Annotated in this window: 22 protein-coding genes; 9 read left to right on the top strand and 13 right to left on the bottom strand. The window is 56.9% G+C overall.

The genetic code is table 11. The annotated features are described in order from the left end of the window. Nucleotides 1-2: 2 nt before the first annotated feature. Genes ACVTFQ_RS31730 through ACVTFQ_RS31720 form a run of 3 tightly spaced genes read right to left on the bottom strand, consistent with a single transcriptional unit; the run spans nt 3 to nt 3,685 of the window. Nucleotides 3-1,271: a glycerate kinase type-2 family protein gene (locus ACVTFQ_RS31730; RefSeq protein ID WP_269704323.1), complete on the bottom strand. Its 1,269-nt coding sequence runs from the start codon at nt 1,269-1,271 to the stop codon at nt 3-5. Then, entirely contained in the window at nt 1,268-2,362 is a 1,095-nt protein-coding gene (locus ACVTFQ_RS31725) for a tartrate dehydrogenase (protein ID WP_283159215.1), read from the bottom strand. Before ACVTFQ_RS31725 ends, ACVTFQ_RS31730 begins: the two co-directional genes overlap by 4 nt. 21 nt (nt 2,363-2,383) lie before the next feature. Continuing rightward, a complete protein-coding gene (locus ACVTFQ_RS31720) occupies nt 2,384-3,685 on the bottom strand; it encodes an MFS transporter (RefSeq protein WP_269703719.1) in 1,302 nt (433 codons plus the stop codon). Between the two features lie 123 nt (nt 3,686-3,808). Here ACVTFQ_RS31720 and ACVTFQ_RS31715 point away from each other — a divergent pair, with 123 nt between their 5' ends. Both ACVTFQ_RS31715 and ACVTFQ_RS31710 read left to right on the top strand, forming a co-directional pair. After that, complete coding sequence (locus ACVTFQ_RS31715) at nt 3,809-4,723, top strand: LysR family transcriptional regulator (RefSeq protein ID WP_269703717.1); 915 nt, start codon at nt 3,809-3,811, stop codon at nt 4,721-4,723. Between the two features lie 156 nt (nt 4,724-4,879). After that, nucleotides 4,880-6,046, top strand: coding sequence for an IS110 family RNA-guided transposase (locus ACVTFQ_RS31710; RefSeq protein WP_269703715.1), 1,167 nt, complete (start codon nt 4,880-4,882; stop codon nt 6,044-6,046). 491 nt (nt 6,047-6,537) lie between these two features. On the opposite strand, the gene ACVTFQ_RS31705 is transcribed toward ACVTFQ_RS31710, so the two are convergent. The 3 genes from ACVTFQ_RS31705 to ACVTFQ_RS31695 all read right to left on the bottom strand — a co-directional run bounded on the left by ACVTFQ_RS31705 (nt 6,538) and on the right by ACVTFQ_RS31695 (nt 11,396). After that, nucleotides 6,538-8,343 carry a UvrD-helicase domain-containing protein gene (locus ACVTFQ_RS31705; RefSeq protein ID WP_269703713.1) on the bottom strand — a complete coding sequence of 602 codons (1,806 nt, stop codon included), beginning with the start codon at nt 8,341-8,343 and terminating at the stop codon, nt 6,538-6,540. Then, nucleotides 8,343-10,478, bottom strand: coding sequence for an ATP-dependent nuclease (locus tag ACVTFQ_RS31700; RefSeq protein ID WP_269703712.1), 2,136 nt, complete (start codon nt 10,476-10,478; stop codon nt 8,343-8,345). Before ACVTFQ_RS31700 ends, ACVTFQ_RS31705 begins: the two co-directional genes overlap by 1 nt. Before the next feature lie 132 nt (nt 10,479-10,610). Beyond that, complete coding sequence (locus tag ACVTFQ_RS31695) at nt 10,611-11,396, bottom strand: AbiJ-NTD4 domain-containing protein (RefSeq protein ID WP_269703710.1); 786 nt, start codon at nt 11,394-11,396, stop codon at nt 10,611-10,613. A 91-nt stretch (nt 11,397-11,487) separates the two neighbouring features. Between ACVTFQ_RS31695 and ACVTFQ_RS31690 the strand changes: the two genes are divergently transcribed. Further along, the gene (locus ACVTFQ_RS31690) at nt 11,488-12,924 is read left to right on the top strand and encodes a DUF6035 family protein (protein ID WP_470424650.1); all 1,437 of its coding nucleotides are present in this window, start codon (nt 11,488-11,490) and stop codon (nt 12,922-12,924) included. 145 nt (nt 12,925-13,069) lie between these two features. On the opposite strand, the gene ACVTFQ_RS31685 is transcribed toward ACVTFQ_RS31690, so the two are convergent. Further along, nucleotides 13,070-13,735 carry a hypothetical protein gene (locus tag ACVTFQ_RS31685; protein ID WP_269703706.1) on the bottom strand — a complete coding sequence of 222 codons (666 nt, stop codon included), beginning with the start codon at nt 13,733-13,735 and terminating at the stop codon, nt 13,070-13,072. A gap of 330 nt (nt 13,736-14,065) precedes the next feature. On the opposite strand from ACVTFQ_RS31685, the gene ACVTFQ_RS31680 reads away from it, so the two are divergent. Together ACVTFQ_RS31680 and ACVTFQ_RS31675 are read left to right on the top strand one after the other, a co-directional pair. Beyond that, nucleotides 14,066-14,926, top strand: a complete 861-nt coding sequence (locus ACVTFQ_RS31680) for a hypothetical protein (RefSeq protein ID WP_269703704.1) — start codon at nt 14,066-14,068, stop codon at nt 14,924-14,926. Beyond that, the gene (locus tag ACVTFQ_RS31675) at nt 14,927-15,175 is read left to right on the top strand and encodes a hypothetical protein (protein ID WP_470424649.1); all 249 of its coding nucleotides are present in this window, start codon (nt 14,927-14,929) and stop codon (nt 15,173-15,175) included. A gap of 294 nt (nt 15,176-15,469) precedes the next feature. On the opposite strand, the gene ACVTFQ_RS31670 is transcribed toward ACVTFQ_RS31675, so the two are convergent. From ACVTFQ_RS31670 to ACVTFQ_RS31650, 5 genes are all read right to left on the bottom strand, one after another. After that, nucleotides 15,470-16,561 carry an IS5 family transposase gene (locus tag ACVTFQ_RS31670; RefSeq protein WP_269703701.1) on the bottom strand — a complete coding sequence of 364 codons (1,092 nt, stop codon included), beginning with the start codon at nt 16,559-16,561 and terminating at the stop codon, nt 15,470-15,472. A gap of 36 nt (nt 16,562-16,597) precedes the next feature. Next, entirely contained in the window at nt 16,598-17,020 is a 423-nt protein-coding gene (locus ACVTFQ_RS31665; RefSeq protein WP_269703699.1) for a hypothetical protein, read from the bottom strand. A 53-nt stretch (nt 17,021-17,073) separates the two neighbouring features. Continuing rightward, the gene (locus tag ACVTFQ_RS31660; RefSeq protein WP_269703697.1) at nt 17,074-17,355 is read right to left on the bottom strand and encodes a hypothetical protein; all 282 of its coding nucleotides are present in this window, start codon (nt 17,353-17,355) and stop codon (nt 17,074-17,076) included. Nucleotides 17,356-17,517: 162 nt separating this feature from the next. Next, the gene (locus ACVTFQ_RS31655) at nt 17,518-19,776 is read right to left on the bottom strand and encodes a S8 family peptidase (protein ID WP_269703695.1); all 2,259 of its coding nucleotides are present in this window, start codon (nt 19,774-19,776) and stop codon (nt 17,518-17,520) included. Nucleotide 19,777: 1 nt separating this feature from the next. Next, nucleotides 19,778-20,902 (bottom strand): ATP-binding protein, encoded by a 1,125-nt coding sequence (locus ACVTFQ_RS31650; RefSeq protein ID WP_269703693.1) that lies wholly within the window; start codon nt 20,900-20,902, stop codon nt 19,778-19,780. 116 nt (nt 20,903-21,018) lie between these two features. On the opposite strand from ACVTFQ_RS31650, the gene ACVTFQ_RS31645 reads away from it, so the two are divergent. From ACVTFQ_RS31645 to ACVTFQ_RS31635, 3 genes are read left to right on the top strand one after another with little or no spacing between them, the layout of a single operon-like run. Next, a complete protein-coding gene (locus ACVTFQ_RS31645) occupies nt 21,019-21,243 on the top strand; it encodes a DUF2188 domain-containing protein (protein WP_112945516.1) in 225 nt (74 codons plus the stop codon). Between the two features lie 51 nt (nt 21,244-21,294). Next, the gene (locus ACVTFQ_RS31640) at nt 21,295-21,555 is read left to right on the top strand and encodes a hypothetical protein (protein WP_269703689.1); all 261 of its coding nucleotides are present in this window, start codon (nt 21,295-21,297) and stop codon (nt 21,553-21,555) included. A gap of 17 nt (nt 21,556-21,572) precedes the next feature. Then, the gene (locus ACVTFQ_RS31635) at nt 21,573-21,830 is read left to right on the top strand and encodes a hypothetical protein (RefSeq protein WP_215567775.1); all 258 of its coding nucleotides are present in this window, start codon (nt 21,573-21,575) and stop codon (nt 21,828-21,830) included. A gap of 96 nt (nt 21,831-21,926) precedes the next feature. Here the strand turns inward: ACVTFQ_RS31635 and ACVTFQ_RS31630 are convergent, their stop codons facing one another. After that, nucleotides 21,927-23,051 (bottom strand): RHE_PE00001 family protein, encoded by a 1,125-nt coding sequence (locus ACVTFQ_RS31630; protein WP_371338339.1) that lies wholly within the window; start codon nt 23,049-23,051, stop codon nt 21,927-21,929. 66 nt (nt 23,052-23,117) lie between these two features. Here ACVTFQ_RS31630 and ACVTFQ_RS31625 point away from each other — a divergent pair, with 66 nt between their 5' ends. Then, entirely contained in the window at nt 23,118-24,767 is a 1,650-nt protein-coding gene (locus ACVTFQ_RS31625; RefSeq protein ID WP_269703682.1) for a Mu transposase C-terminal domain-containing protein, read from the top strand. The last annotated feature ends 5 nt before the right edge of the window (nt 24,768-24,772 follow it).

The raw sequence follows: 24,772 nt of genomic DNA, 5'->3' as shown, positions 1-24,772 counted from the left end.
ACCTAACCTATGAGAATTGCGCGGATGTCGTTGACGTTCGTGAGCGTTGGGCCTGTGACCACCAGGTCGCCGATGGCCTTGAAGGCCGTGTAACTATCGTGGGCAGACAAGGTCGCCCGTGGATCGATACCAGCATCACGCATTCGGATAAGACTGTCCGGCGCGACCAGCGCCCCCGCAGCATCCTCGACACCGTCGATACCATCGGTGTCACCGGCGATGGCCCAGATGCCGGAAGCTCCCTTGAGGGCAACAGCAAGGCTGAGAAGGAATTCCGTATTTCTTCCACCTCGCCCCTCGGTCATGGCACCAAGGGAAACGGTACCCTCACCACCGGACAGGATGACGGCAGGTGCTGCTACAGGCAGGCCCTTCTCGCGGGCGGAGAGTGCGATGCCTGCCATGACACGCCCCATTTCGCGAGCCTCACCTTCCAGGGCATCTCCGAGGATCAGTGGACGCAAACCGGCTTCCAGCGCGGCCGCGGCGGCCGCATCGAGCGCTATCGAGGGGGCAGCAACCAGCCGAATCTTGCCTGCAACCTCCCCTGCCTTCGGTGTCTCGTTTCCTTGCGCCAGCACTGCGCGCGCAGAATCGGGCAGGACAATGCCGTAGCGGGCGACGATGGCTGCTGCGTCTGCCAAAGTGGTAGGATCCGCGACCGTTGGACCCGAGGCAATCTCCGATGGATCGTCACCCGGCACGTCGGAGATGACCAGTGTCACCAGTTTTGCCGGCAGTGCTGCGCGGGCCAGATGTCCTCCCTTGATAGTGGAAAGATGCTTGCGGACGGTATTCATCTCGGAGATGGTGGCACCGCTGGCAAGCAGCGCCTGATTGACCGCTCGTTTGTCGGCCAAAGTCATCTTGCCCGCAGGCGAGACAAGTAATGACGAACCGCCGCCGGAGATGAGAGCCACCACGAGATCGTCCGGACTAAGGCCCTGGAGGGCGGCGAAAATCTTCTCTGCAGCCTTGATGCTCATCTCATCCGGGACGGGGTGGGAGGCCTCCAGGATTTCGATGCGCCCCGCCGGAACGGCGTGGCCGTAGCGAGTGACCACGATGCCCGAGAGATCGACATCGGGCCAGGCGGCGTCGACCGCGGCCGCCATAGCAGCCGACGCCTTGCCCGCTCCCACCACAACGCAGCGACCTCTGGGACGCTCTGGGAGGTTGTTGACAACAGCTATTTTCGGATCCGCGCTGGCAACGGCTGCGTCGAAAATTCGACGCAGCACCTGGCGAGCGGACACATCGTTCCAGGTCATTCTGCAGCGGCCATCTTCAAGATATTGGACCCTGCGATTGCGTTGCATACGGCATCGGTGACCTGTTTGGTGTTGGCGGTGCCCCCGACATCAGGGGTCAGGATGCCTGCTTCGGTCACGCGCTCGACGGCACTCATCAGCCGCGCCGCGGCCTCGCGTTCGCCGAGATGCTCAAGCATCTGCGCCGCCGTCCAGAAGGTGGCGATCGGGTTGGCGATGCCCTTGCCGGTGATGTCGAAGGCCGAGCCGTGGATCGGTTCGAACATCGACGGGAAGCGACGCTCCGGATCGATGTTGGCGGTCGGCGCGACGCCGAGCGAGCCGGCCAGCGCACCGGCCAGATCCGACAGGATGTCGGCATGCAGATTGGTCGCCACGATCGTATCCAACGTATCCGGCTTCAGCGTCATGCGCACTGTCATCGCATCGACAAGCATCTTGTCCCAGGTGACGTCCGGGAATTCCTTCGACACCTCCGCGGCGATCTCGTCCCACATCACCATGCCATGGCGCTGGGCGTTCGACTTGGTGACGACGGTCAGCAGTTTGCGTGGACGCTCCTGGGCCAACTTGAAGGCGTAGCGCATGATGCGGGTGACGCCGACGCGGGTGAAGATCGCCACTTCCGTGCCGACCTCTTCCGGCAGGCCCCTATGGGCGCGGCCGCCATGGCCGGAATACTCGCCTTCGGAATTCTCCCGCACGATCACCCAGTCGAGATCGCCTGGGCCGCAATTGCGCAAGGGCGGCGTGATGCCGGGCAGGATCTTCGTCGGGCGCACATTGGCGTATTGGTCGAACCCCTGGCAGATCGGCAGGCGCAGGCCCCAGAGCGTGATATGGTCGGGAACGTCCGGGGCGCCGACTGCTCCGAAAAAGATCGCGTCGAACTTCTTCAGATTCTCCAGCCCGTCGGCGGGCATCATTACGCCATGTTTCTTGTAATAGTCCGAACCCCAGTCGAAGGTCTCGGAGTGGATCCTGAAGTCACCGCTTCGCTGTTCCAGCGCCTCCAGAACCTGAAGACCCGCCGCTATCACCTCAGGGCCAATCCCATCCGCGGGGATCGCTGCAATCTTGTATTCACGCATGTCTTTTCTCCACTTTGAGATTTAACGATGTTGGACCGGGGCGACTTTGCCCCCGTTTTCCGGTGCGGTGCGCGACAACACGAGCGTCACGATCGCGGATACGACCAGCAGACCGGCGACGAAGTAGAGCCCGCCCGCAAAGCTGCCCGTAGTGTCCTTGATCCAGCCGATTATCGAGGGGCCGACGAAGCCGCCCAGGTTACCGACCGAGTTGATGGTAGCGATACCGGCTGCAGCCGCTGGTCCAGACAGGAAGAGCGTGGGCATGCTCCAGAGCGGCGGCTTCGAGCAGCTAATGCCGATATTAACCAGCGTCAGCGCAATAAGGACGGTCAAGACGCTTGTCGCACCCGTGGCAAAGGCAAGCCCGACTGCCGCAAGCAGACAAGCGCCGACCACATGCCAGGTCCGTTCACCGGTCTTGTCGGAATGACGTGCCCAGAGAACCATTGCAACAACTGCGAAGATGCCCGGTACCGCGTTGATGAAGCCGACCTGAAGGGATGACAGGCCGAACTCCTTGATGATCTGCGGCGCCCAGATGCCAAGGGTGTAAAGACCGGCGGACGTGCCGAAATAGACAAGGGCGAGTGCGATGACCCGGATGTCGGCGAGCCCTGCCAGGATGCTGTGGCTGGCCTTGCCCTTTGCGGCCTGCTCTGCGTTCATAGTCTTAACAAGCCAGTTGCGCTCATCTTCCGAGAGCCACTTGGCTTTTTCCGGACGGTCGGTCAGGTAAAAGAGGACGACGACGCCGAGGATGACCGCAGGAGCGGCTTCAATCAGGAACATCCATTGCCAGCCTGCAAGACCGAGGAATCCATGCATCTCCATAAGCGCTCCGGAGATCGGCGAACCGAGCACGGTCGACAGCGGGGCTGCGGCCATGAAAATCGCGGTCACTGCCGCACGTCGACGAGCCGGGAACCAGAAGCTCAGGTAGAGGATAATCCCGGGAAAAAAGCCTGCCTCGGCGACGCCGAGCAGGAAGCGCAAAGCATAGAAACTGGTTGTTCCCTGCACAAAGGCCATAAGGCCGGAAACGATCCCCCAGGTGATCATGACGCGGGCAATCCAGATGCGCGCACCGACTTTGTTGAGAATGAGGTTGGACGGAACTTCGAACAGGAAGTAGCCGACGAAAAAGATGCCTGCTCCGATACCGAAGACGGTCGACGAAAAACCGAGGTCTTGATTCATGGTCAATGCGGCGAAACCGATATTCACCCGGTCCAGGAATGCTACAAAATAAAGCAGCATAATAAATGGCACGATGCGCAGAGTGATTTTGCGCAGAACGCGCGTCTCCAGGTCGCTGTTCATAGCGAACTCCTCCCAATGATCCGTTGGGCGCACCTCCTGCGCCTTTGGGGAGGACGTTAATTCGTACTTTTCTCCCAAGCGACAATGCTTCAATTATATAATTAAATGATATAAGGGCATGTCATGGAACTGGAACAATTAAAATGCTTCGTCGCTGCGGCCGAAGAACTGCATTTCGGTAGGGCTGCGCAGAAAATGGGAATGCTACCTGCATCGCTGGGACGGCATTTAAGACTGTTGGAGGAGTCGCTCGGCACTCGCCTCATGTCTCGGACAACCCGAAGTGTCGCCCTGACCGAAGATGGAGTCGCCCTGCTAGAGGAGGTGAGGCCCCTTCTTCATCGTCTCCAGACACTTGCGGAAGAGTTTCGATCAAGGAAAACTCAGCAGGCGACCGTGCTCCGCATAGGTGCAATAGACAGCGCTGCAGCAGGTCTTATACCGCCGCTGCTGCATGATTTTCGGGAGCGATGCCCCGGGATCATCACGCAACTTGTCGAAGACAAATCGATACGTCTCATTCCAAAACTGATTGCCGGGCGTTTGGATATCGTCTTCATTCGACCTCGAGACGGACTGAACCGGAACCTGGATATTCGCACCCTCACGCAGGAAACACCCGTTATTGCACTGCCTATCACGCATCCGCTCGCGACCCGCGAGCGGATCTCCGTCGATGAACTGCGCGACGAGCCCCTCATCGTTCCAGAGCGTCGCTCTCGCCCGCACAGCTATGACCTGACCATGAAACTTTTCGAGGACGCCGGACTACACCCGCGCATCGCCCAGATTGCTGACGAGAAACAAACGATTATCAACCTCGTTGCGGCAGGTATCGGATCTGCCATCGTCCCCCGCTGGACCGCGAAACTCGCGGTATCCGGGGTGACCTTCGTTCCCCTCATGACGGTTGGCGGCATTTCACTCCGGAAACTGCCTCTTGCCGCAGCCTGGGCAAGAGCTGTTCGTGATCCCGGACGCGACCAGTTGCTGGAACTTCTCGACACAAATATCGACCGATATGCCGAGCAGGCGTAGGATCCCGCCCCTCCGTACCATCTGCCTCTACCCGATACCGATAGAGAGGCGGGCGCCAACATCTGGTTCCTCTTCGCCTTGAGATCCCATCAGGGGTGAGTAGCGGCCTGCACAGTGGCAGAGTGAGGTCGCTAGAAAACTCTCTGGAGGCCAATCATGCCGATAACAGCAGATCGAACTCAAGCACAGACCGCTACCCCCGTTGATCTTGGCGCAATTTTCGTCTCGTTGGAATTGAGCAAATCGACGTGGCTTGTAACGGCTTTGTCGCCGGGAAGCGAGAAGATGTCCCGCCATACCGTCGCAGGAGGCGACACCGCTGGATTATTCTCGTGTTTTGCCGCACTTCGCCAAAAAGCCCAGCGGCGTCAGGAGAAGCAGTACCCGCTGGTGGTGATCCAGGAGGCTGGACTTGATGGCTTTTGGCTAGGACGGGTACTAAGCAAGGAAACCTGGATTGAGAGCCACATTGTAGAGGCCGCGTCCATTGCCATGCCCCGCCGCCATCGCCGGGCAAAAACGGATCGCATCGACGGCGAAACGCTGATCCGGGCCTTGATGGCTTGGAAACGTGGCGAGCCGCGTGCGTGCTCAATGGTCAAGCTCCTCACACCTGAGGAGGACGATAATCGTCGGATCGGACGGGAGCGAAAGACACTGGTTGCCGAACGTGTCTTCCACGTCAATCGCATCAAGGGGCTACTCTTCACGCAAGGAATACGAGAATACGAACCTCTAAATCGCGACCGTCGGCAACGTCTGGACGAGCTGCGAACAGGAGATGGCCGTCCGCTTGCAAAGCATTTGAAAGCGGAAATCTGTAGAGAGCTTGATCGCCTCGAATTGTTGCTCACCCAAATCAAGGCCGTAGAAGCAGAACGAGATGCTTTGATCGTCCACGAGACGCCGGAAACGCCGGTGGGCGCGACCGCTCTTTTGGGCATAAGAGGAATTGGTCCGGAGTTTGCTACGATACTCTACACGGAAGGTCTGTTCCGACACTTCGACAATCGACGGCAAATCGCCTCCTACGCTGGCCTCGCCCCCTCCCCTTGGCAAAGCGGCAATGTCAATCGCGAACAAGGGGTCTCGAAGGCGGGAAATCCGCGACTGCGAGCGACAATGGTCGAGCTCGCCTGGCTATGGTTGCGGCATCAACCGAGTTCGGCACTGACCTGCTGGTTTAAGGAGCGTATCGCTCGCAACGGCGGCCGTCTGAAGAAGCCGATGATTGTGGCTTTGGCCCGCAAGCTGCTCGTTGCACTCTGGAAATATGTGAGCTCCGGCGTTGTGATCGAAGGTGCAATCATGAAAGCCGCCTGACACGCGAAACGGCTGCGAAAGCAAATTCTAATCCTCAGGGTGTGATCAGCCCTGTCGGATCCAGGTGAACGGACCGGGATTCCTTTTGGCTTAAACCGCCGGTCTTGAGATTGGTCCCGTTCTCCTGAGCCCGCGCCCGCGAAAGCGGGAAATTGGTGCCTGCCGCCAAGAGCGGCGACCGGATGTGAGGTTGTACAGGCGCGAGAACGGGCCGGTAATTGCTATGGGCTCAGACCATGGATCCACCTAAAACGGAGAAACTCGATGCCACTCGAATGACCAATTGACAAAAATCCTGATGTGAAAGGAATCGAACCAACACTCAATTCTCACGTCTCTCAAACGCCTGAAAGCACTTGATAATTTATTCGACGTAGAGGACCACACATATTCAGCTGCGGCCTGTGCAATACCGATCGACGATCACCTGATCCAAGTTAAAGTCCATCTCGGCCCGAGACCCGCTGTTCGCGAGCGAGCTCGGCGTCTACTTACTCAATAGCTTCTATCAGGTCATAACCGAAAATATGCTCGGCAAGGATATCTGTCGTCTCGTACGGCTCGCCGATCCCATTGACCCTCCCGACCTCGGCAATCAAATGAAGGTTCTTTCGCGGGCGCGATGCAATCACATATAGGAGCTTCTTGGCGCTATCTAGCGCGTTAGGATCAGCGAAATGCGGAACCATGCCTTCGAGCAGCGCAAATGCTATCACCGAATCGAATTCAGCCCCTTTGACACCGTGAATGGTTGATATCGTGATTCCGGAGCGTGCCGCGAACACGCGCCTGAACATCGCAATGTTGGATACCGCTTGCACACCGGCGTTTTCCAGCCGTTCGATTTGGATTCTCGAACGTTCGAAAAATGCCGTGCGATGATCATCGAGCGACGGAAATAGCGCAATGTCGATCCCGAGCGACAGCAGCAGCTCGTCAAAAAACAGCTCTAGGTATTCGAGGCCATCATCGACCAGGATCTGAATTTGATTGCAGTGGCGCAAAAGATCCCGTCGAGAGGTTTTCGACGTGTCGATGCCTACAGACCGAAAATGCTCCAGAACCTCGCCAGCCCAGCGCATCCTTCGAACGAACATTTGTGGCTCTGGCCGAGTTAATGCAAGCCGAGATATCTTGAACCAGATATTTTCTTGGTCTCGCGAAAATGGCGCCATGCCCGGGCCGTCAAAATTGTATTCGGGCAGCGCCGCCACGAGGCGTCGAGTTATCGCCGCCAGTTGCACCCATTGCGGTCCAACAACGCAGATCTCGTGCGGCGAAATTCCAAGCGTTTCGACATTATGGCGAATGAGCCGCACGATCTCATCATCCAGCTCTTGGTGATTGATCTCCTGGTCGAAGGAAATGAAGCTTCCGTAGTCGCGGTCTTTGCCGACAGCCTCAATGGCCGCAGGCACGACACAGTAGTTCGAGAAATAGCCGACGATCCTTTCGGAGGAGCGGTAATTGTTCGACAGGCTTTTCTCTGCGAGATCGATGCCAGCGCGCGCAGCAAATTCTGGCCGAGTCATCGCATAGCCGCCCAAGGAACCGTATATTGCCTGGTTGGGATCCCCGACGATAAACGTTCTCGTGTTTCCGGCCGATCCCCTTAGAATGGCGGCAACAATTGCGTATTGGATCTCTTTGGTGTCCTGATATTCGTCAACGAGGATATAGCGGAATAGAGATCCAAGCAGCACGGGAATCGTGGGATTGCTGGCGATCAAGTCGTGCGCGCAGCTCAAGATCATCTCAAAGTCCAGTTGCCGGTGTTCCTGAAGCCGATCCCAATAGCGTTGCAGGACGGCTGTTGCTGCTGCTCGGCGGTTCGGATTTGCTCCCTCAAGCTCGAAACCAGTCGTCGTGAAATAATACCGACAATCCAGCGGGCGGACAAAATTCGGAGATTGCTGGCAGAGTTCCGTCAGGATGTCATCGGTTTCATGCTGGTCAATCACCCGGAACCCTTTGGCAAGACGATCATGATAGATAGCATACGGTCTAATGATCCAGTCGAGACAAAACGAATGTATCGTGCCGATCCAGAGTCGATCGGTCGACACCCCAAGCTTCTCGATACGTTCAGCAATCTCTTCGGCGGCACGATGCGTGTAGGTAATGGCGACCACCCAGTGGCGTTCGCTTTCCAGCTTCGACAGTTCGAGGGCGATCTTGTACGTCAGAGCTCTCGTCTTCCCACTCCCCGGGCATGCAGCAAGGAAAACGCTCCCGTCATGAAGGACGGCATCAGTCTGCTCATCATTGAGGTCGCCATTTTGCCATACGAAAACCATCAGGCATGTCCCATGACATCGATGATGACGTCGCCGGCGACCGCAGCGATCAATGCTTCCCGGAGCGGCTCTATCGCCAGCTCGCCAGCGCGGAATGATCTTACCTGCTCCCTGAGCTGCGCAAGCTGTGCGTCGCCGATCACCGCGGGATCCTGGTGAAATTTCAGGCGGTGCTCGATCATATTTGCGAGAACAGCGCGACCGATCGGTCGATGGGCGGAAAAGATCGCTTCGACCAGATAGTCCGGGATGCGCGTCGAGGAGGATACCTGCTTGGCCATCTGGATTGCGAGCCAACCCTTCCCGGCATAATCCGCCATGGCAAGGATTCGACGGCCAAACACTGCCGGATCGTTGGATCTCAACTCCGCAGTTGCAGCAACTATGGTCGGATTGTCCTTATAGACCGCGTTCAAGACTGAAACAGCAAGTTCCCAGTTTCCCGCCGCCACGAAGTCGACTTCGAACGTTCTCGGAGCATAATGGACGGACACCCAGTCGTTGCCGTCCTTGAACGCCGTCAGTCTTGCCCGCCGGGCGACCCCGGCCGCCTGGGCTCCGATTGCTTTTTCTTTCGCGCCCTTCAGCGCCTTCGTATCGTCCTCGGCGGGCTCCGTATTGAAGAACGTCGCGTCAAGGTCGGTGACGATGGCGCATCGTCTTCTTATTCTAAGGTCGTGGAAAAGCACCGCGACATTCTCGAATCCGGTGCTGCGGATGTTGATCAGGCTGACGCCCAGTTCATCGAGGCTCACCCCGAGAACTTCTTTGACGAGGACAGGCACGAGGATTTCTTCCGCATCGCCTTCAACAAGGATGACACTTTTAGCGAAAAGGAGATTGCTTCTAACCGCGTCGAGATACCGTTGGATGCTTCTGATCTCCGGCTCATCAAGTCCCGCACTCGGCCGGAAAGCCTCGCAGCGTGAGCCACTGCGCCCTAGGATATTAACGTTTTCAACGTTGCTGACTTCTGAGATCTGGGTCGAGTGGGTGGAATAAATTACCTGGGTATCGGGGTAGCTAAGGCGGTCAAACAGAGTTTTCTGGATGTGCGTGTGGATATGAGCCTCGGGCTCCTCGATCAACAGAAAGTTTGCGCACGCCTGCTTCGCTTTCTGGTATTTAAACTCGAGGAGCTTCAGCGTCAGGTAGATCAGGTTGGCACCACCGAGGCTCAACTCGTTGATGGCTCCCTCATAGTCGTCGTCCGTTTCGCCGACGAACAGCTTCAATGATTGGAACAGCCGGTCGGCTTCGTGGGGGACCGCCGACCTCACCGCCAAGCTCGCAGGCGAATATGTTTCTCCCGCTGCATCGCGGATCGTTTGCCGTATATCGGCTCTGATTTCGCCAACATCGGGAAGCGCTTCGATCTCGGTATTAAGCGCTTTGACGCGCTCGGTGATCGGCGCCAATGCAGCGGGGTCAATTTCGCCACTCTTGCTGCGCAAAAGCGTCAGCAATGGATTGGTCCGCTGCCCCTGGAACTCGCTGACGACATCACGCAACGCTTGGACAAAAGTGAAGCAGACCTCCTTGCTCACGGACATGATCCCTGGAACCCGACCGCCGAGGCTCGCGGGTTGAAGCTCCTCGGGAAACTGCACTGTGGCAAAATCGCCAACCAACGCCTGATAGACGGCTGGATCGGAGAAATCAGCAGTGCTTTTACCGGTGAAGACCGTCTCGTAATCGTCAAGCGTGATCGTGTTTAAGATCCCCGCGAGGCCGGCATGATCTCCCTCAGCAAGTTGGCTGAGAAGCGTGCGCGTCGCGGCGTTAGGTCGGAAAATCAAATTATAAGTGGCTCTCGCGACGGCGTCGTTTTCGATGACGCCGGTGCCATGGAGGAAAAGGGCCTGGATTGCTTCCTCCTGGGACACCTCCGCAAACTCAATGCTAATGATGATCCAATGCCCCCGCCAATTGCCGAGGCCGCGGTGAAAGTCACCCTCTTCAAGCCGGTACGCCCAGCGGAGGAAATCATCGTCGAGCATCAGCCGCATTGCGCGGAACAGGTTCGTCTTTCCCGAACCGTTCTCGCCGATGATCGTATTAATGCCCTTGTTGAAATGAAAGTTTGCCCGCTCGAAATTTCGATAGTTTACCAATTGAACGCGGGAGATATGCATCGTGGATCCTTCGAGACTCGTGGTCTCGCGAATATACCCGCAAAAAGAGAGAAGAACATCGTTCCACGACTGTAGCGGCGGTCTATCCCACAGGCATAGTTGTTACCGGCACAGAGCGATTTGCCGCGGGTTTTAAGTCCGCCTCAGCAGAAATACGGCGAGGCTGCACGCAACACTGACAACGAGCTCTGCCTCGGCGGCCGTCGCGTCTCGGCCTTCCTGCACATGACGTCCATTCTGTGAGGCGTAACCCCATAACTTATGGACCGCATCCCCCAAAGGCGGAGTCAGGGCCAGACTATTGATAATCTGGTCGAGATTCTGATTGGGGGCGTTTGTCATGTCTCGAGCGACGCATTCGAGCGCAGCCATCGAATGCTGAATGGCGCCTGTGCGGTCTGGATCCGGACGACGTGAGATATCCTTCAGCGCCTCACGGATTTCGCCGGCCGCCGTGTACCTACCGCTCTGCGCAAAAGCTTCGACCGCCTGCTCAGTCGCAATCGCGAAAGTCGGATCACCACGAAACACTATTCCATCCGGATCTTTGAGCTCCCAACCGATCCCTTTCTCGCGGAACACCCTGTTCAAATCATCCTCGAAGCGCCGCTGTTCGTCTGGGCGGTATTCGAAGTTGCGCCAAAGTGCTTCAGCGATGTCATAGACCTTGTACCAGTCGCACCCTCTCAACAAGCCGAGGACTTCATCCCAGATGTTTGGGTATTCGCTCCAGTTGCGAGGATCTGGAACCTCGAGCAATATATCGCATACGATGGTCCGGATCGCGGTCGGGCTTAGTCCGCAGCTTCGCGCGATGCTCGCGACCTGGAACCGCAGAAAGTCGGGAGCATCCTCGCGGATCGTGATTTCCGGTTCCGGGCCACGATAACCATGTCTATCGGAAAAGGATCGATTCATTTCTTGCGCCTCACCTACGCTCTTTCGTCAAACGTAATTCTTCATTTTGCGTGCATGAAAGCAACCGAATCTGCCTATCTTCGAGTGACTCGTGAAACCAGGTGCGATCATGCAAGGAAATGTCACCTTTGACCCACTCGCTTTTGCCGAGCCCGTCGAAAAGCCTGAGATCACCGAGATTCTCGATTTGGAGAGCGGGGAATTCTTTGAAACCACAGCTTTTATCTCTCAAAAGCGCTATGACCGGTTGGTCGCGGAGCGCGTTTCGATCCGGGAAAATCTAGCGGACAAGCCGCTTTTCGCATGCGGGCTTTGCGCGACGCCAGTCTATCTGGTTGCCTCTCGCGAGAAGCGTTTCTTTTTTCGCCACTGCCGGGAGGATGGTTCTTGCCCGTCGATCACCCGTTCGGCATTGAGCCGCGATGAGATCCGGGCGCTCAAATATGATGGCCAGCGAGAAAGTGTCGCTCATCGAAAGATCAAGGAACGGCTCCTGCGCAGTCTTGCAGCCGACCCCTCGAACAGCGAAATCCTCTCTGAAAGGCAGTGGCGCTCTGCCCGAGACCCCGGCAGCCGACGTCAGCCCGATGTGCAGGCTCTTACCACCTTTGGCCGGGTGGCTTTCGAGGCGCAGCTGTCGACGACCTTCCTCGACGTGGTAGCAGGACGTCGCACATTCTACCGCAGTGAAGGCGCATTGCTCATTTGGATTATGGCAGGATTTGACCCCGATTATCGGCGCATGACGACGGACGACCTGCTGTTCTCCAATAACTCCAACATTCTCGTTGTCGATGAAGAGACAGCGGCTTTGTCCGAGAGTAGCGGCATATTCTACCTCCGTGCGCATTACCGCGTCCCGGAACTGGTATCGGGCGTCATCAGAGATGACTGGGCAACTCAGATCGTCGCCTTCCGCGATTTGAGAATAGATCTGGAATCACAGTCAGCCTGGGCCTTCGACTACGACGGCCAGTCTCAGTTGCTCCTCGAAAACGCAAGGATCGAGCTCGAAACGCGGGATCGCGACCTGCGTGAAAGGATTTGCGCATTTTGGTTGGCGCGCAATCAGCACACTCCCGACCCACTGTCCGCTGAGGAAACGTGGCGGAGCCTGGTCGCAGAACTCTCGGCCCGCGGCGTTACACCTCCAACGAACGACAGACACGACCGCGCCGTTACTGGTCTGATGAACGGCGTCCTAAGCGCACGCGAAAAGCGCCCGGTCGGTTGGGACTTCAAACACCTCATCGAGGTCGCGCACCGCATTTGCGACGGATATCCGGAACACGCGCTCGCGATGGGATTTGCCCTCAAGGAATATGGATGCGAGGAATTGATCAAAGCCCAGGACAAGAGCGGAAAGTGGGAAAAGCGCGCCCGCACGATCCGGGAGAACATCCGCGCAGGTGATCAACGCTATCTACCCGATGAAGATACGCTACCATTTCTCACGTTCGTATTTCCTGAGATCGGCAGCAAAATCGAAAAGTTCCTGTCGTCTCGTCTCGCCCAGTCCAAGCTCTGAGGTACTAGCGTCGATTCCCCATGCGATTCAGCCTCTCAGAATTTCCGGTGCGAACGCGGGGTGTCGAAATTCGTGCCGAACGGCCAGAAGGTGCGAGCGTGTGTGGGACCGCCATCGCTGTCATCAATCACGGTCCCGACCTCAGTCACGCGGCATCATCGTCGAAATAATAGGAGTCATCGACGCTGCCACCTGTATCGAATTCAGCCTCTCGATAGGCCACGCGTCCAGCCACGAGGTCGAACGTCACGTAGGTTGTGAAGTTGATCTTGTCGCCTGAAAACACCCTGTCTTGATCCTGCTCGCCCTCGGCAGTACCTGTAAGCATCACTGTGAGGCCTTCGTCATTCGATGATACGTCTACTTCATCGATATAAAAGCCATCGAAGTACGCATTCGTCGTCGCCATCTCCCCCGAGAGCTCGTCAAGGATCGTAAGCGGATTTTCGTAAGCGTATGTACTGACTTCCTCACCGATGTTTCTGTTGCTCCAGATCTTACCCGAGAAATGCCCCGCTTCGACAAGAAACGCTGAAATCTGCGATGCAAGTTCGTCTGAGGTTGGCAGGTCATCGGGAATTCCCTGCAGTTCAGCAATTCTCTGGTCCATAACCGCGAGCGCCGGCATCAGGAGTTCAGCTTCTTCGAGCGAAGTAAGCGGATATTTCCCTTCCGCGCGAAGTGCTGCCGCAGTTCCGTATCCGAAATAGGCGGCAACAATTTCGTGGGCGTGTCCCGCGACAAGTTTGTTCCCCGTCAACGCGCGGTATTTCGCACGCAGGGCGTCAACGCATTCTTTGTGGATAGACATGACAAATCCAATTCACTCCGGCGTCTGATACGGTGAACACAAGCGCTTCATGTCACCTTGCGCCGGCAGATTGGTTGCCGTTTAGGTGAGGACTGGTATCTCTAAATTGCCGCCTTTAGGGTCGCTTGCAGCCCTGGCGATCGGCTCCGAAAGGGAGGATATCTGATTCCACCGGATTTGGAAGTCAGGCGAATTGCCTCAGGAAGAAATTCTGGGCCGGCCCATGAGAATGAACCTCTTGCCGAATGAAAGGCGCACGGTAGCGAATCATAATGGCCGCGTTCATTCTAATTCCACCGCATCTCGCCGAGCCTGAAATGGGAGGAGCTTATGGAGATTTACTGCAGGGGAACGGCTCAAATTAGGCATGGTGAAACTGGCGAAATCTACGAAATCGAAAGCGACGAGCTGGATTGGGACGCAGTCGGTGGTGATGAACGGCAGATGGGATCGGAAATCCACTATGAAGCTGTCATCGATCATCCGGAACTTGGAGAGCTAAGCTGGGGTCTGTGGGAGTATCCCATCGGTATCGAGAATTACCATATCACCAATGCAGGACCGCACGAGGTCATACGGGATTTCGATTATGGGCTGGAGCACGGTGAGCCGGAACCTGACGAATGGGTCGATTACTCTGTTCCGGATGATCCGCTCACAGTTTTCATGAGCTCCTACCATCATACAGGCGACCTGCTCGCGGACTATGGAGGCGACAGTGGCGGTCACTTGGTCAATCGGATGATCTTTTCGCATCAGATCACTGCGATGGAAGCCTATCTGGCCGACCGGCTGATAAATCAAGTCGAGCGCGACCCGGAGGCTTTCAGGCGGCTGCTTGGGCAAGACGAGGAGCTGGCGAAGGAGAAATTCACACTCGCCGAAATTTCGAGAGATCCGGCTCTGGTTGGTAAACGGGTCCGCAAATATCTCCGGTCGATTCAGTATCACAATCTCGCCAAAGTCGACGTTCTCTACAACATCGCGCTAGGGGTCCGCATCCTGAACCTGATCACAGACAAGCCACGCCTTTTCAAGGCGGTGCTGCTTCGACATGACTGTGTCCATCGCAATGGTTTTGACAAGGAAGGAACCGAACTGCGCATCTTTACCAAGGTATTCGTTCAGGAAACCGCCGATCTGATCAAAACCTTCATAGAGAATATAGAACGGTCCCTACGGGACGATTGAATGCCGCTAGATCAGCTAGGTCCGCATGAAACGCCGGAGTTTCTGGCGAAGAATTGGCAAAGTCATTGGCTCATCAAATCGAATCTCGACAAGTTGGACCGCATTTTGTTCACAGAGACTTCTCTTCAAGGCATCGCGCTCCATGTTCCGTTTCAGCGCCATTTCTCCTCCGAATGCAGCAATGGCTCTGTAGTGCTGCTCACCATGGTGTTCCAGAGCAAGGCCGATGGCGGGCAGATACACGTCTAATCGTTGGCGCCCCAGCCATGGGGGCGACGCCTCCCTTAGGATAACTTGGTCGGGAAATAGCTTTTTCAGCAGACTGTACATTTCCGCCTCCCTCACCCATCGGCTAAGACCAAGAGTGTACTGGACTTCGGAACGCGCAGTGGGCTTGTCCATTCCAGGCATCAACATCAGCTGGACACCTCGATTTACCCCGATTTCCTGCATTGACGGGGTGATCTGAGCCTACCGCCGCTCTCGGTGGTGATATTTGAACTGTCTGTATTGGCATTCCCGCCCCTTGCGGGGTGGCCGTCGTCATGCGGCGGCATGGCGACCTTCGTGGAAGACGTATCGGAGCATGTTGTAGGCGATATTGGCCATGCCAATCTTCACCTTGGCCCTTCCAATCCCGATGGTCCTGATGAAGAGCTTCATCTTATCCTTCTGCCTTGCAAAGACATGCTCGACAGCGGACCTGATCTTGGATCGTCGCCCGTTGGCCCGCGACGTCGTTTCCGGCATTGGCTTGCCCTTCGGCTTTCGCTGATGAATGTCCGACTTCAGGCCATTCCTTACCAGCCACTCCTCGTTCGTCTTGGATCGGTAGGCGCTGTCGGCCCAGACCGTTGAGGCGCTATTGTCCTTGGTCACGACATTCCGGAGTTGGGCACCGTCATGGGCGCTCGCACTTGTCACCGTCCATCCCCGTATGAAGCCATGTGCCCGGTCGATGCCCGCGTGATTTTTGTAACCAAACATCGGAATGGCGATGTCATGGGTCTTCGTTGGCGCTGATGTCGGCGTTTCCCTCGGCTGCTTCGCCTTGGAATACTTCACCGTCCAACGCGCATCGCGATCCTTCTGGGCAAGCTTGGCGGGCTTCTCCTTCCAGTCCTGCGGTATCTCACCGGCTTTGATCGCGTCTTTCTCTTCCTGATTATTGCGCTGCCTCGGAGCCTGGATGATTGTCGCATCGACGATCTGCCCGCCCTTGGCCAGATACCCGGACCGCGACAGATGTTTGTCGAAGCGAGCGAACAGATTATCGATGGCACCGGCTCGCACGAGACTTTCGCGAAACAGCCAGATCGTCTTGGCGTCCGGCACCTTGTCGGAAAGGCCGAGCCCCAGGAACCGCATAAACGAAAGCCGGTCCTGGATGACGAACTCGGCCTGGTCGTCGGAGAGATTATAGAGCGCCTGGAGCACCAGGATCTTGAACATCAGCACCGCCGGAAACGGCGGACGCCCGCCTTTTGATCCATCCGATCGCTTCAGCGCCTTGGCCAGCGGCTTCGCGAACACAGGCCACGGGATGATGGCATTCAGCTTCTCGAGCGGATCGCCCACGGCGCTCAGCCGTTCATAACGCTCGTCCAGATCAAAGAAACCAGGCTGCCCCCGCATCATCTGCTCCCGCCAAATCGCGCATGTCGGATTGAATCACGATTTGCCGAAAAGGGGGAGGTTTTTAGAGGGGTCCAGCTGATCGATATACGGCGCGATAAACTCCCCAATATCATCACCGTAGAGATCAGCAGCAGCCTCCGGTCCCGAGCGACGGGCGATACACAGGTGGCATATTTCGTCGATGTAGGTCGCATCCGACAACAATCGAACAACCTGATAGGTCCATGCGCCTGAATGAGACGCAATCCGCATAGCCTCTGATATCATTTTGCCATGGGCCGGGCGTGCGCATGAACAGAAACAACGCTCCCCGGTAATCAAATGGTCAAATGCAACAAACTCAAAGCCCTCGATCCCGAACTCATAGCCTTGCGTACGCGGCCCAGGTCGAGGGTTCGCGACCAGCGGCTGCTCAAGGGGGATCGCCTCCATCATTTTCTTGGTTTCAAGAAACATGCTGGGCGGAATCGTCACGTGGTTCAGACGCAGGATGTGGTTTGTTTGCGTTTTTAGCTGCTTCGACCAAAGTCGATGGACATCAGCCCCGCAGGGCCATAATTTATGGGACTGAGTTGCAAACCCTGCGTGTCAATCTCAACGACGTCAACCATGGTCTCTTTGGTTGTGGAAAAGGCCAGCTCGACATACCAGGTTTCGTATCCGATGTCCGCAAGCCGCGCCAAGGATGCACAGCGCTCCTTGAAATACATCGAGTGAAGCTTCACCGAGGGGATCTTCCGGAGCTCTAAAGTTGCTTGCTGCCGAAGATTTTCGACGAGAATTTGTGTCATCAGCTGTTCGACGGCATCTACCGGCCTCACTCCCACGGTAGCGGTCCTGAGAGCCAACGCTTCGCCAAATTCTCTCTCGGAAAAACCGAAGGAAAGCCGGCCACTCCTCACGTAACTGCCTCGATTGCAGGGGTAATTGCAGATTCGGAAGACGTCGACCTTCTAAATCTCATTCGAGACCTCGATGTCTTGGTTCAAGACCGCGCTTTCAACGAAGTTTCCAAGCGCACGAGCTGTCGAGTCATAGATCGACTTCTCTCCATCAGCGCTCGAAAGCGTGAGTACGAAAGCCACTTCTTGCGGCCCAGCCTGACTGTGATGCGTCCACCCAAATTGGTAGAGGTCGCGCATGTAAACGCGCGCATATAGCCGCATATGCGACCCGGAAAAGCCTAGCCCACTGCTTTTGGTAAAATCCCGGCAATGCCTTCTGATCGGTTGCCATTTTCGCAGCTCTTCACGAGCGTCGTTCTCCGGCAGTGTCGATTCCTTCATTGAACCAAGAAGGGAGGGCCATTTCTTTGGCCCAGTAGGGTACATCAAAGATGTCTCCAACCGAGAGGCGAAATAATTCGCGCCGCCGAACGGCGAAACGAGGGGTCGCAGCACGGCGGTCAGGCTGGCGCGCCCAAACAACTTTCCATCTCGCACCAGCTCGGGAGGGATGGGAATATCGTTCCAGTAGTATGCGGTTCCCGGCTCGAGTTGTGCCCGCCACGCAAGCGTGACGCTGCCAGGCGCGCAGGTCCAAGGAAGGTGCCCTTGATACGGCGTTCCCCAACCGAGGTTGGGATCGTGCTCGCTGCGTTCCGCTGAATTGATGAGGAGAGCCTTAACCAGATCCGGCGTTGGTTCACGTAAGCTATCGAAAGTGTGGGCTGCCAAAGACGATACCAACGGCGTTGCGTAACTGCTTCCCGTATCGACAACTCCACCCAGCATCCTGAGATTTGAAAACCACGATAAGTCCGGTTTCATCATCCCATCGGGGCCAGGACCGGGCAGGCAGGCAGGGCAACGGTCGCCCGGCGTTCCATCTGGGAGCGCCTGACGGCCACCGACAACAATTGCCGCTTCACAATCAGCTGGCGGGTTGGGTCGAGAATTATTGTCCGGGCTGACATTTCCAACGGAGATCACAGGGAGAAAGCCCGCCGATCTCGCCAGGAGGCTGATTTCGTGCCCAAGAACGCTCACTTCTGAGGGGTCTAAGCCGATGCCATCTTGATTGGCGGAAATATTCCAGACGCGTGCCTCTGGATAAAGACGTGCAACCTCCGTCAGGTAGTCAACCAACTCACGCTCATCGAAACGACGGTTTGCGTTCTTATGGGGGACCGCCTGAACCGATCCAATGCGGCAGTTCAGCTCCGGCAACAATCGATTATTATTCCAGGCGTGGCCATGGACAACGAGTGAGCTGATACAGTTGCCATGAAGCTTATCAGCTTGGGCATTCGTCACGAAAGGCGTTGCCTTGAAGGCTTCAGCTGCGCTGTAACTTTTCGCATGCAGTCCCCCGTCCACGACAACGACGACGGGTGCGTTTTGATCGATTACCGGCGCAGGAGGCTCAGCTCCTTCGCCAGGGGCCGCCACTCTGATGGGCCGCACAGGATCGATTCGATAGGAAGCACCGGAGGCGATTAGCTGCCGCAATCCTTCTTTGTTCGGAATACGAACCGTGGCTCGGCCGACGCCGGTGTTTCGGTAATCCCGCATGGCCCTTGCTATGCTGGATTGTCGCGGCGTCGTTAAAGCGCGCGGTTCTTCCGCTTGCTCTGATGTGCCTAGCGTCAACCGTACACTCGTGAAAGTCGGCAATACCAACCTCTCATTGGCAAAGCCCTGAATACGCTCCAGGACCTCTACCTTGGCATCACGATCACGAAAAGGAGCAAGCCAGACCACGAACAAACGTCCATCGTCATCCTCCGGCGCGGAATTCCAGAGCTCATTGACTGACCGGCCGCGCAATCGACTTTTCGCATCAAATCGCTCCAGTGACGAAACTCGCGATATGTCTGCTTGCACCGCATAGCCGACCGGACGTTGGATCGCGTCGAGAAGGCGAGGCAACTGTTTGATGTCGGCCTCGATCAAATAACCGCTTGGAAGGGGTGCAACCAGCCTGCAGCCGTGACGCTGGGAGAAGAGGTCGTCTGGTGTGTGTGTCGGAGCGAGGGAATCTTCGGTAAACATACGAACTACGAGGTGAGTTAGCCCCGAATATGTCGGCAACTCCGCGCGGTGCTCATAGATATCGCGTGTTTCGCTCGCAAGAACTTCCTGCTGTCGGCCGAGGCGCTCCGTGACGATACTTTCAATGCCCTTGCCGCGCCCTGTAGGACTCCGGAGCGCCGGGTCCATTTGAAGGCTCAAAACAGGATAGAGAAGGGGCTGGTCTCGAACTTCCGCCATGCTATGCCTCCCCATCCTGTTGCTTCAAATATGCATAAATGGCTTGCCGTGACACACCAAGGATGCGGGCGGTATCCGCGCCCGCAATACCGTGTTTCTCCTTCAATGCTATCGCCACCTGCCGCTTTTGCTCGGCGTCCAATGGCTGCCGTTGGACAGGGGCGGTCCGCCCTGAGCTGGGCTCTAACAGAGCCGCAATGACGGCTCCAAAATCGATGTCACGCGAATCATGGACCGCATGACGCCGTGCTGACAAGCTCATCGTTTCGATATCGGCCCCCGATAGTCCTTCGGACACTGTAGCAAACAGTTCGGCGCGACCATCTTCATCTTTATCCTCAAAGAGAAAATGCCGCCAAAGATCGGCACGGACGCTTTCCTCCGGAAGCCCAAGATCTATCTTGTAGGGGAATCTTCTCCAGATCGCAGGATCGAGAAGGTGAGCATGATTTGTTGCAGCAACCACGATCGAACTCGGGTCCAGCCCATCAAGCGCTTGAATGACGGTATTGACCACACGCTTGAGCTCGCCCAGCTCGTGTCGATCATCCCGCAATTTTGCAACAGCATCCATTTCATCAAGAAATAGAACAGCGTTCCGCGCCGGTACGAAATCAAAAACCGAGCGAATATTTTTTGCCGTATCGCCGAGCAGCGAGGATATCACGGAGTCGAGCCGGACGACGTAGAGGGGTCGTGACAACTGTGCAGCGATGTGCCCGGCAAGAAGAGACTTACCTGTTCCGGGCGGGCCGGAGAGCAGAAGCCCTAGTCGCGACGCCAATCCTTTGGCACTCAAGTCATCAATGCGACGGGCATCCGCGATGAAATCGCTGAACACGCGCCAACCGCTTTCATTTAGGAAAATAGGTGTATCGGGCCAAGTCTGCTCTTCGACAAGCGGCAACCGGGATTTCGAGTCGACAGGCAGGGACTCCATGTAACCGGACGCCTTCAAAGGCACCCCCCTCTTCCGAACCAGCGCCTTGAGTTCCTTGGCAATGGAGGTCTCACCATTCTTGTCGAGGTCTCGCGCGAGCGCATTCGCGGCTCTGCGTACGCGCGTGTAGTCAGCGGATAACGCCGCATCGGCTAACTCCAGCACATTTTTCATCTCAATGGTCATGATCACTCCATGCGTAAAATATATACCCCAGTCCGTAAACCACATTAGCCATATTGACAATTAAATTTTAATTAATGTAAAGTCGATTGGCACTCAAGAAAAAGGAATCTGATGCAATGACAAAGAAAAATCAGCATGTGGTTCCCCACAACGGCGAATGGGCCGTGCGGGGCGCTGGAAATGAGCGAGTGACCTCCACGCATGGAACGCAGGCCGACGCGGCTGCTGCTGCTCGCAAGATTGCGATCAACCAGCAGAGCGAAGTGGTCATCCACCGTCCCAACGGTCAAATCCGGGACAAGGATTCCTACGGTCGCGACCCGTTCCCGCCACGTGGTTAAAACCTGAGGCCGCCTGGAGTGAGGCGGCCTCTTCATCAAAGGAGAGAAGAAATGCAGTTTGAAGGCGCATTAGTTCGCGAGCAGGGCGTCACATTCGCCGTCGTCATTGTTAAGCCGCACGTTCTCAACAGCGGCCCTCAAGCCGATGAGGTTGCTTATAGCTTCCAGCCAGCATTCCCCGGCGTGCCGATTGTTCTCATGGCGCAAAACAGCCGGGGCGTCCCGACATATCGTGGTCGACGTGATCTCGTTAATTTTCTGTCGCGGGTGCCTATGCAGGCGATACCCTGGAAGCGCTACACCCTGAACTGATCGGGAAGACTACCTAGATGCTCAAGACCGATACCCGTCAGGCAAACTGGCGACGAGCCAATCCGACAAAGTATGAGGCTCACCTCATCGTGCAGCGTGCCTTAAAGGTGGGCGAACTGAGGAAGAACACGTGTGAGGTCTGCGGCAACGCAGCCGTCGATGCCCATCACGATCAATATGATGAGCCTTTGAAAGTCCGGTGGCTATGTCGTCGCCATCACACGAGGCTTCACCATTACGGCGAGGACCTGTTTCCCATCCGGACTTCGTGTTAGCGCTCATCAGAGAGGTGCGCAGAAGAAAACGTGAGCCTACGAAGCCAGGGCTACGGGAAAACAGCGTCACAGACGGCGGCAGAAGAACTTATCCGACTAGATAATCCCCCATGCCCGAAACCTCCCCCTCCCCGTCATCTCCCGCAACCCCAGCTCCATAACAATTCTGCGCGCCGCCTGCGGCGTCACCTCGAGCGTCTTCGCCACCATTTTTGCCGACACCAATGGTTTGGCCATCACCAACTCAACCAGCTCCGGCAGTTTTGAAGACGTCCGGCGCCCGTCCAGCTTTCGCTCCATCAGTGTTCGAGCCAGCGCCAGGCGATCATGTTCCTTCATCCCGATCTCGGCGGCCGCAATCAGCCCGTCGGCAATGGCCAGCAGCCGAACCTCTCGACTGCGATGCCGGCGCCGATCAACCGGGATGGTTTTCAGGCCGAGATTTATCGCCACCAGGTGAGCGCCCGTGGCAATGCCACCCTGGCGCAGGATCGAGGCTGCGAGGTGCCGGCCGAGCCAAGGCGCGTGCTGCAGAACCTCGATCGTGTTCCAGGCATCGAGGGCGACCACGGCCTGCAGCACCGGCGGCAGATTTTCGGCCTGGCGCAGCACGGTGCGCCATTCCTCCAGCCGCGCGTCCTCGTCCCAGTCGAGATCATAGACAAGTGGGTCACGATCCCGCACCCGACTTGTTGGCGCGGCCGCGCTCTTCAACACGGCTTCCGAGCGCGCCAACACCGCATCGATGGCGGCCAGCTCGGCGTCGAGGACGCTGGCGTCGTCGCTGTCCTCGCCCTCCCCGGCTTCCGTCGCATCAACAGGCACCGCGGCGTCTTTGCTCTCGGTGGCGCTGTCATCCAGAGATGCTGCAGGCCACGCCTGCCCCGCCAAAACGTTGTGCCTGCGCAGGCTGCGGAGGCCGTCGGGGCTGAGCGCCCAGCCGGGCGGCTGCGCGGCGATACGCCGGCGGGTACGCAGGACGTCGCGGGCGATGGTCAGTTCGTGGGTCGGGGTGCGGATGTCGCGAGTGGCGTCGTGGAGAACGAGATCCTCGAGATGGACGAGCTCGCCGTCGATCCACAGCGAGGCGCAGGCGTCGGCGAAGTCTTGCCTCTCGAGGAAGCCAGCGCCGGCGGGCGAGCGAGAAATCCGCTCGTCGAGACGGGTGAGCGCAATGCCGGTGTCGCTTTTACTTTGGAATTTCAAACGGCAAAACGTCATACGTTTGTTAGAGTTAGCGCGCAAAAATAGCCCAGATTTTCGCTAACGACTTCGACGGGGCAGCGCATGCCAAAGCCACTTCAAAATCGTGGAGCCGGCCCTTTTCCTTCCGAGGAAGACTGGTTGAAGGCGCGGAGAACCGCCCGCGAACTCGATCGTGTCTTGGATGCTGGACGAGCCAAGAAAGACGCGATTGCCAGGGCAGCGGCTGAACTTCAGCTAACATCCCGACAAATCTATAATCTCCTTGCCCGGTATCGGGTTGAGCGAACGATAACAGCATTATTGCCTCGGCTGCCTTCCGAGCGGCGCAAGCGGCTATCGGAGAAGGCAGAGGAGATCATCCAAACAACATTGCGCGAGCAGTGGATGACACTTGAAGCGCCGCCTCTTGCGCCGGTTGTTGCCGAGATCCGCGCCCGATGTCAGGAAGCCGGCGTCGTTATCCCTTCCTACGTCACGATTTCCCGGCGAATCCCGTCATTATTCTCCGTGGAAGAGATCGCCAAAAAACGGTCGGCCAATCCTAAGCATCTCATGCGGCTCAAGCCGCGGCCGGGTTATATCCACGCACCGCACCCGCTTGATGTCTGCCAGATCGACCATACTCCGACCGACATAAATTTCGTGGAGGTGGTCAACAACGGCGGCGTATTCATCGGTCGACCGTATCTGACGATCGTCATCGATGTTGCGACCCGCGCCATTCTTGGCTTCTGCCTTACCCTAGAAAAGCCCTCTGTCTTGTCTGTTGCGCTTTGTCTGGCACACGCGATCTGCCGGAAAGACGAATGGCTTACCGCTCGGTCGATACACCATGCATGGCCAATGTTCGGCCGTCCGAAGCTTCTGCTCACCGACTCGGCCAAGGAATTCAAGGGAAATGCTTTTCAGCATGGTTGCGACGACTACGGGATTCGTATTCGCCATCGCGACCGCGGTAGAGTTCATCAAGGCGGCGTTGTCGAGCGGCTTTTGGGCAAGCTCAATGGGGTGCTGTCCACATATCCCGGTTCGTCAGGAAGTTCTGTGGCCGATCGCGACGAATATCCGTCACATCAGCGCGCTTGCCTGAGCTTCTCTGAATTGGAACGCTGCCTGGCGTTGGCAATCCTTGATCATAATAGACAGGAGAATTCCAAAACGCTGAAAGTGCCGGCCGCAGAATGGCTACGCGGTAGCGGGGGGTCGCCCGAACACGAGGACGAGCCGCAACGAGTACTTCTGTCATTCCTGCCCAGCGCTGGCCGACAACTTTCACCACAGGGATTGAGCATGTTCGCATTGCATTACTATTGCTCCTGGCTCGGGTCTTTCGTTCCAGAACGCGACCGGCTCGGTAAGCTTGAGGTTCGATACGATCCCCGTGATATCAGCCATATCTATGTTCGTGATCCAGATACCCGATCGTTTCGACCCGTCGGACGCCGCGATGGCCGCATTGAACCGGTGACCTTGTGGGAGCATGATGCGGAACGCGCTCAATTGCGCGCTATCAACCAGCGCTCAAGCATAGAAAAAGTGGCTCTACGCCGTGAGATATCTGCCATCGCTGATGCTGCCAAGCTCTCCAAACGGGAGCGTCGGGACGCGGTTCGTAGAGCGCATGCCACGGCAGCTAAAAAGCCCTACGCCTCAATCGCTCCAGGCGAAGCACCGGCCAACCGGGCTCACCCCAAGAGACAGAAGAATCGTCTGCCGGTGGAAGACTGGTAAGCGGC

This window comes from Rhizobium sp. O111 (assembly GCF_055616315.1).
Note: the sequence above shows the minus strand (reverse complement) of the source record. Positions and strands in the feature narration are given on the sequence as shown.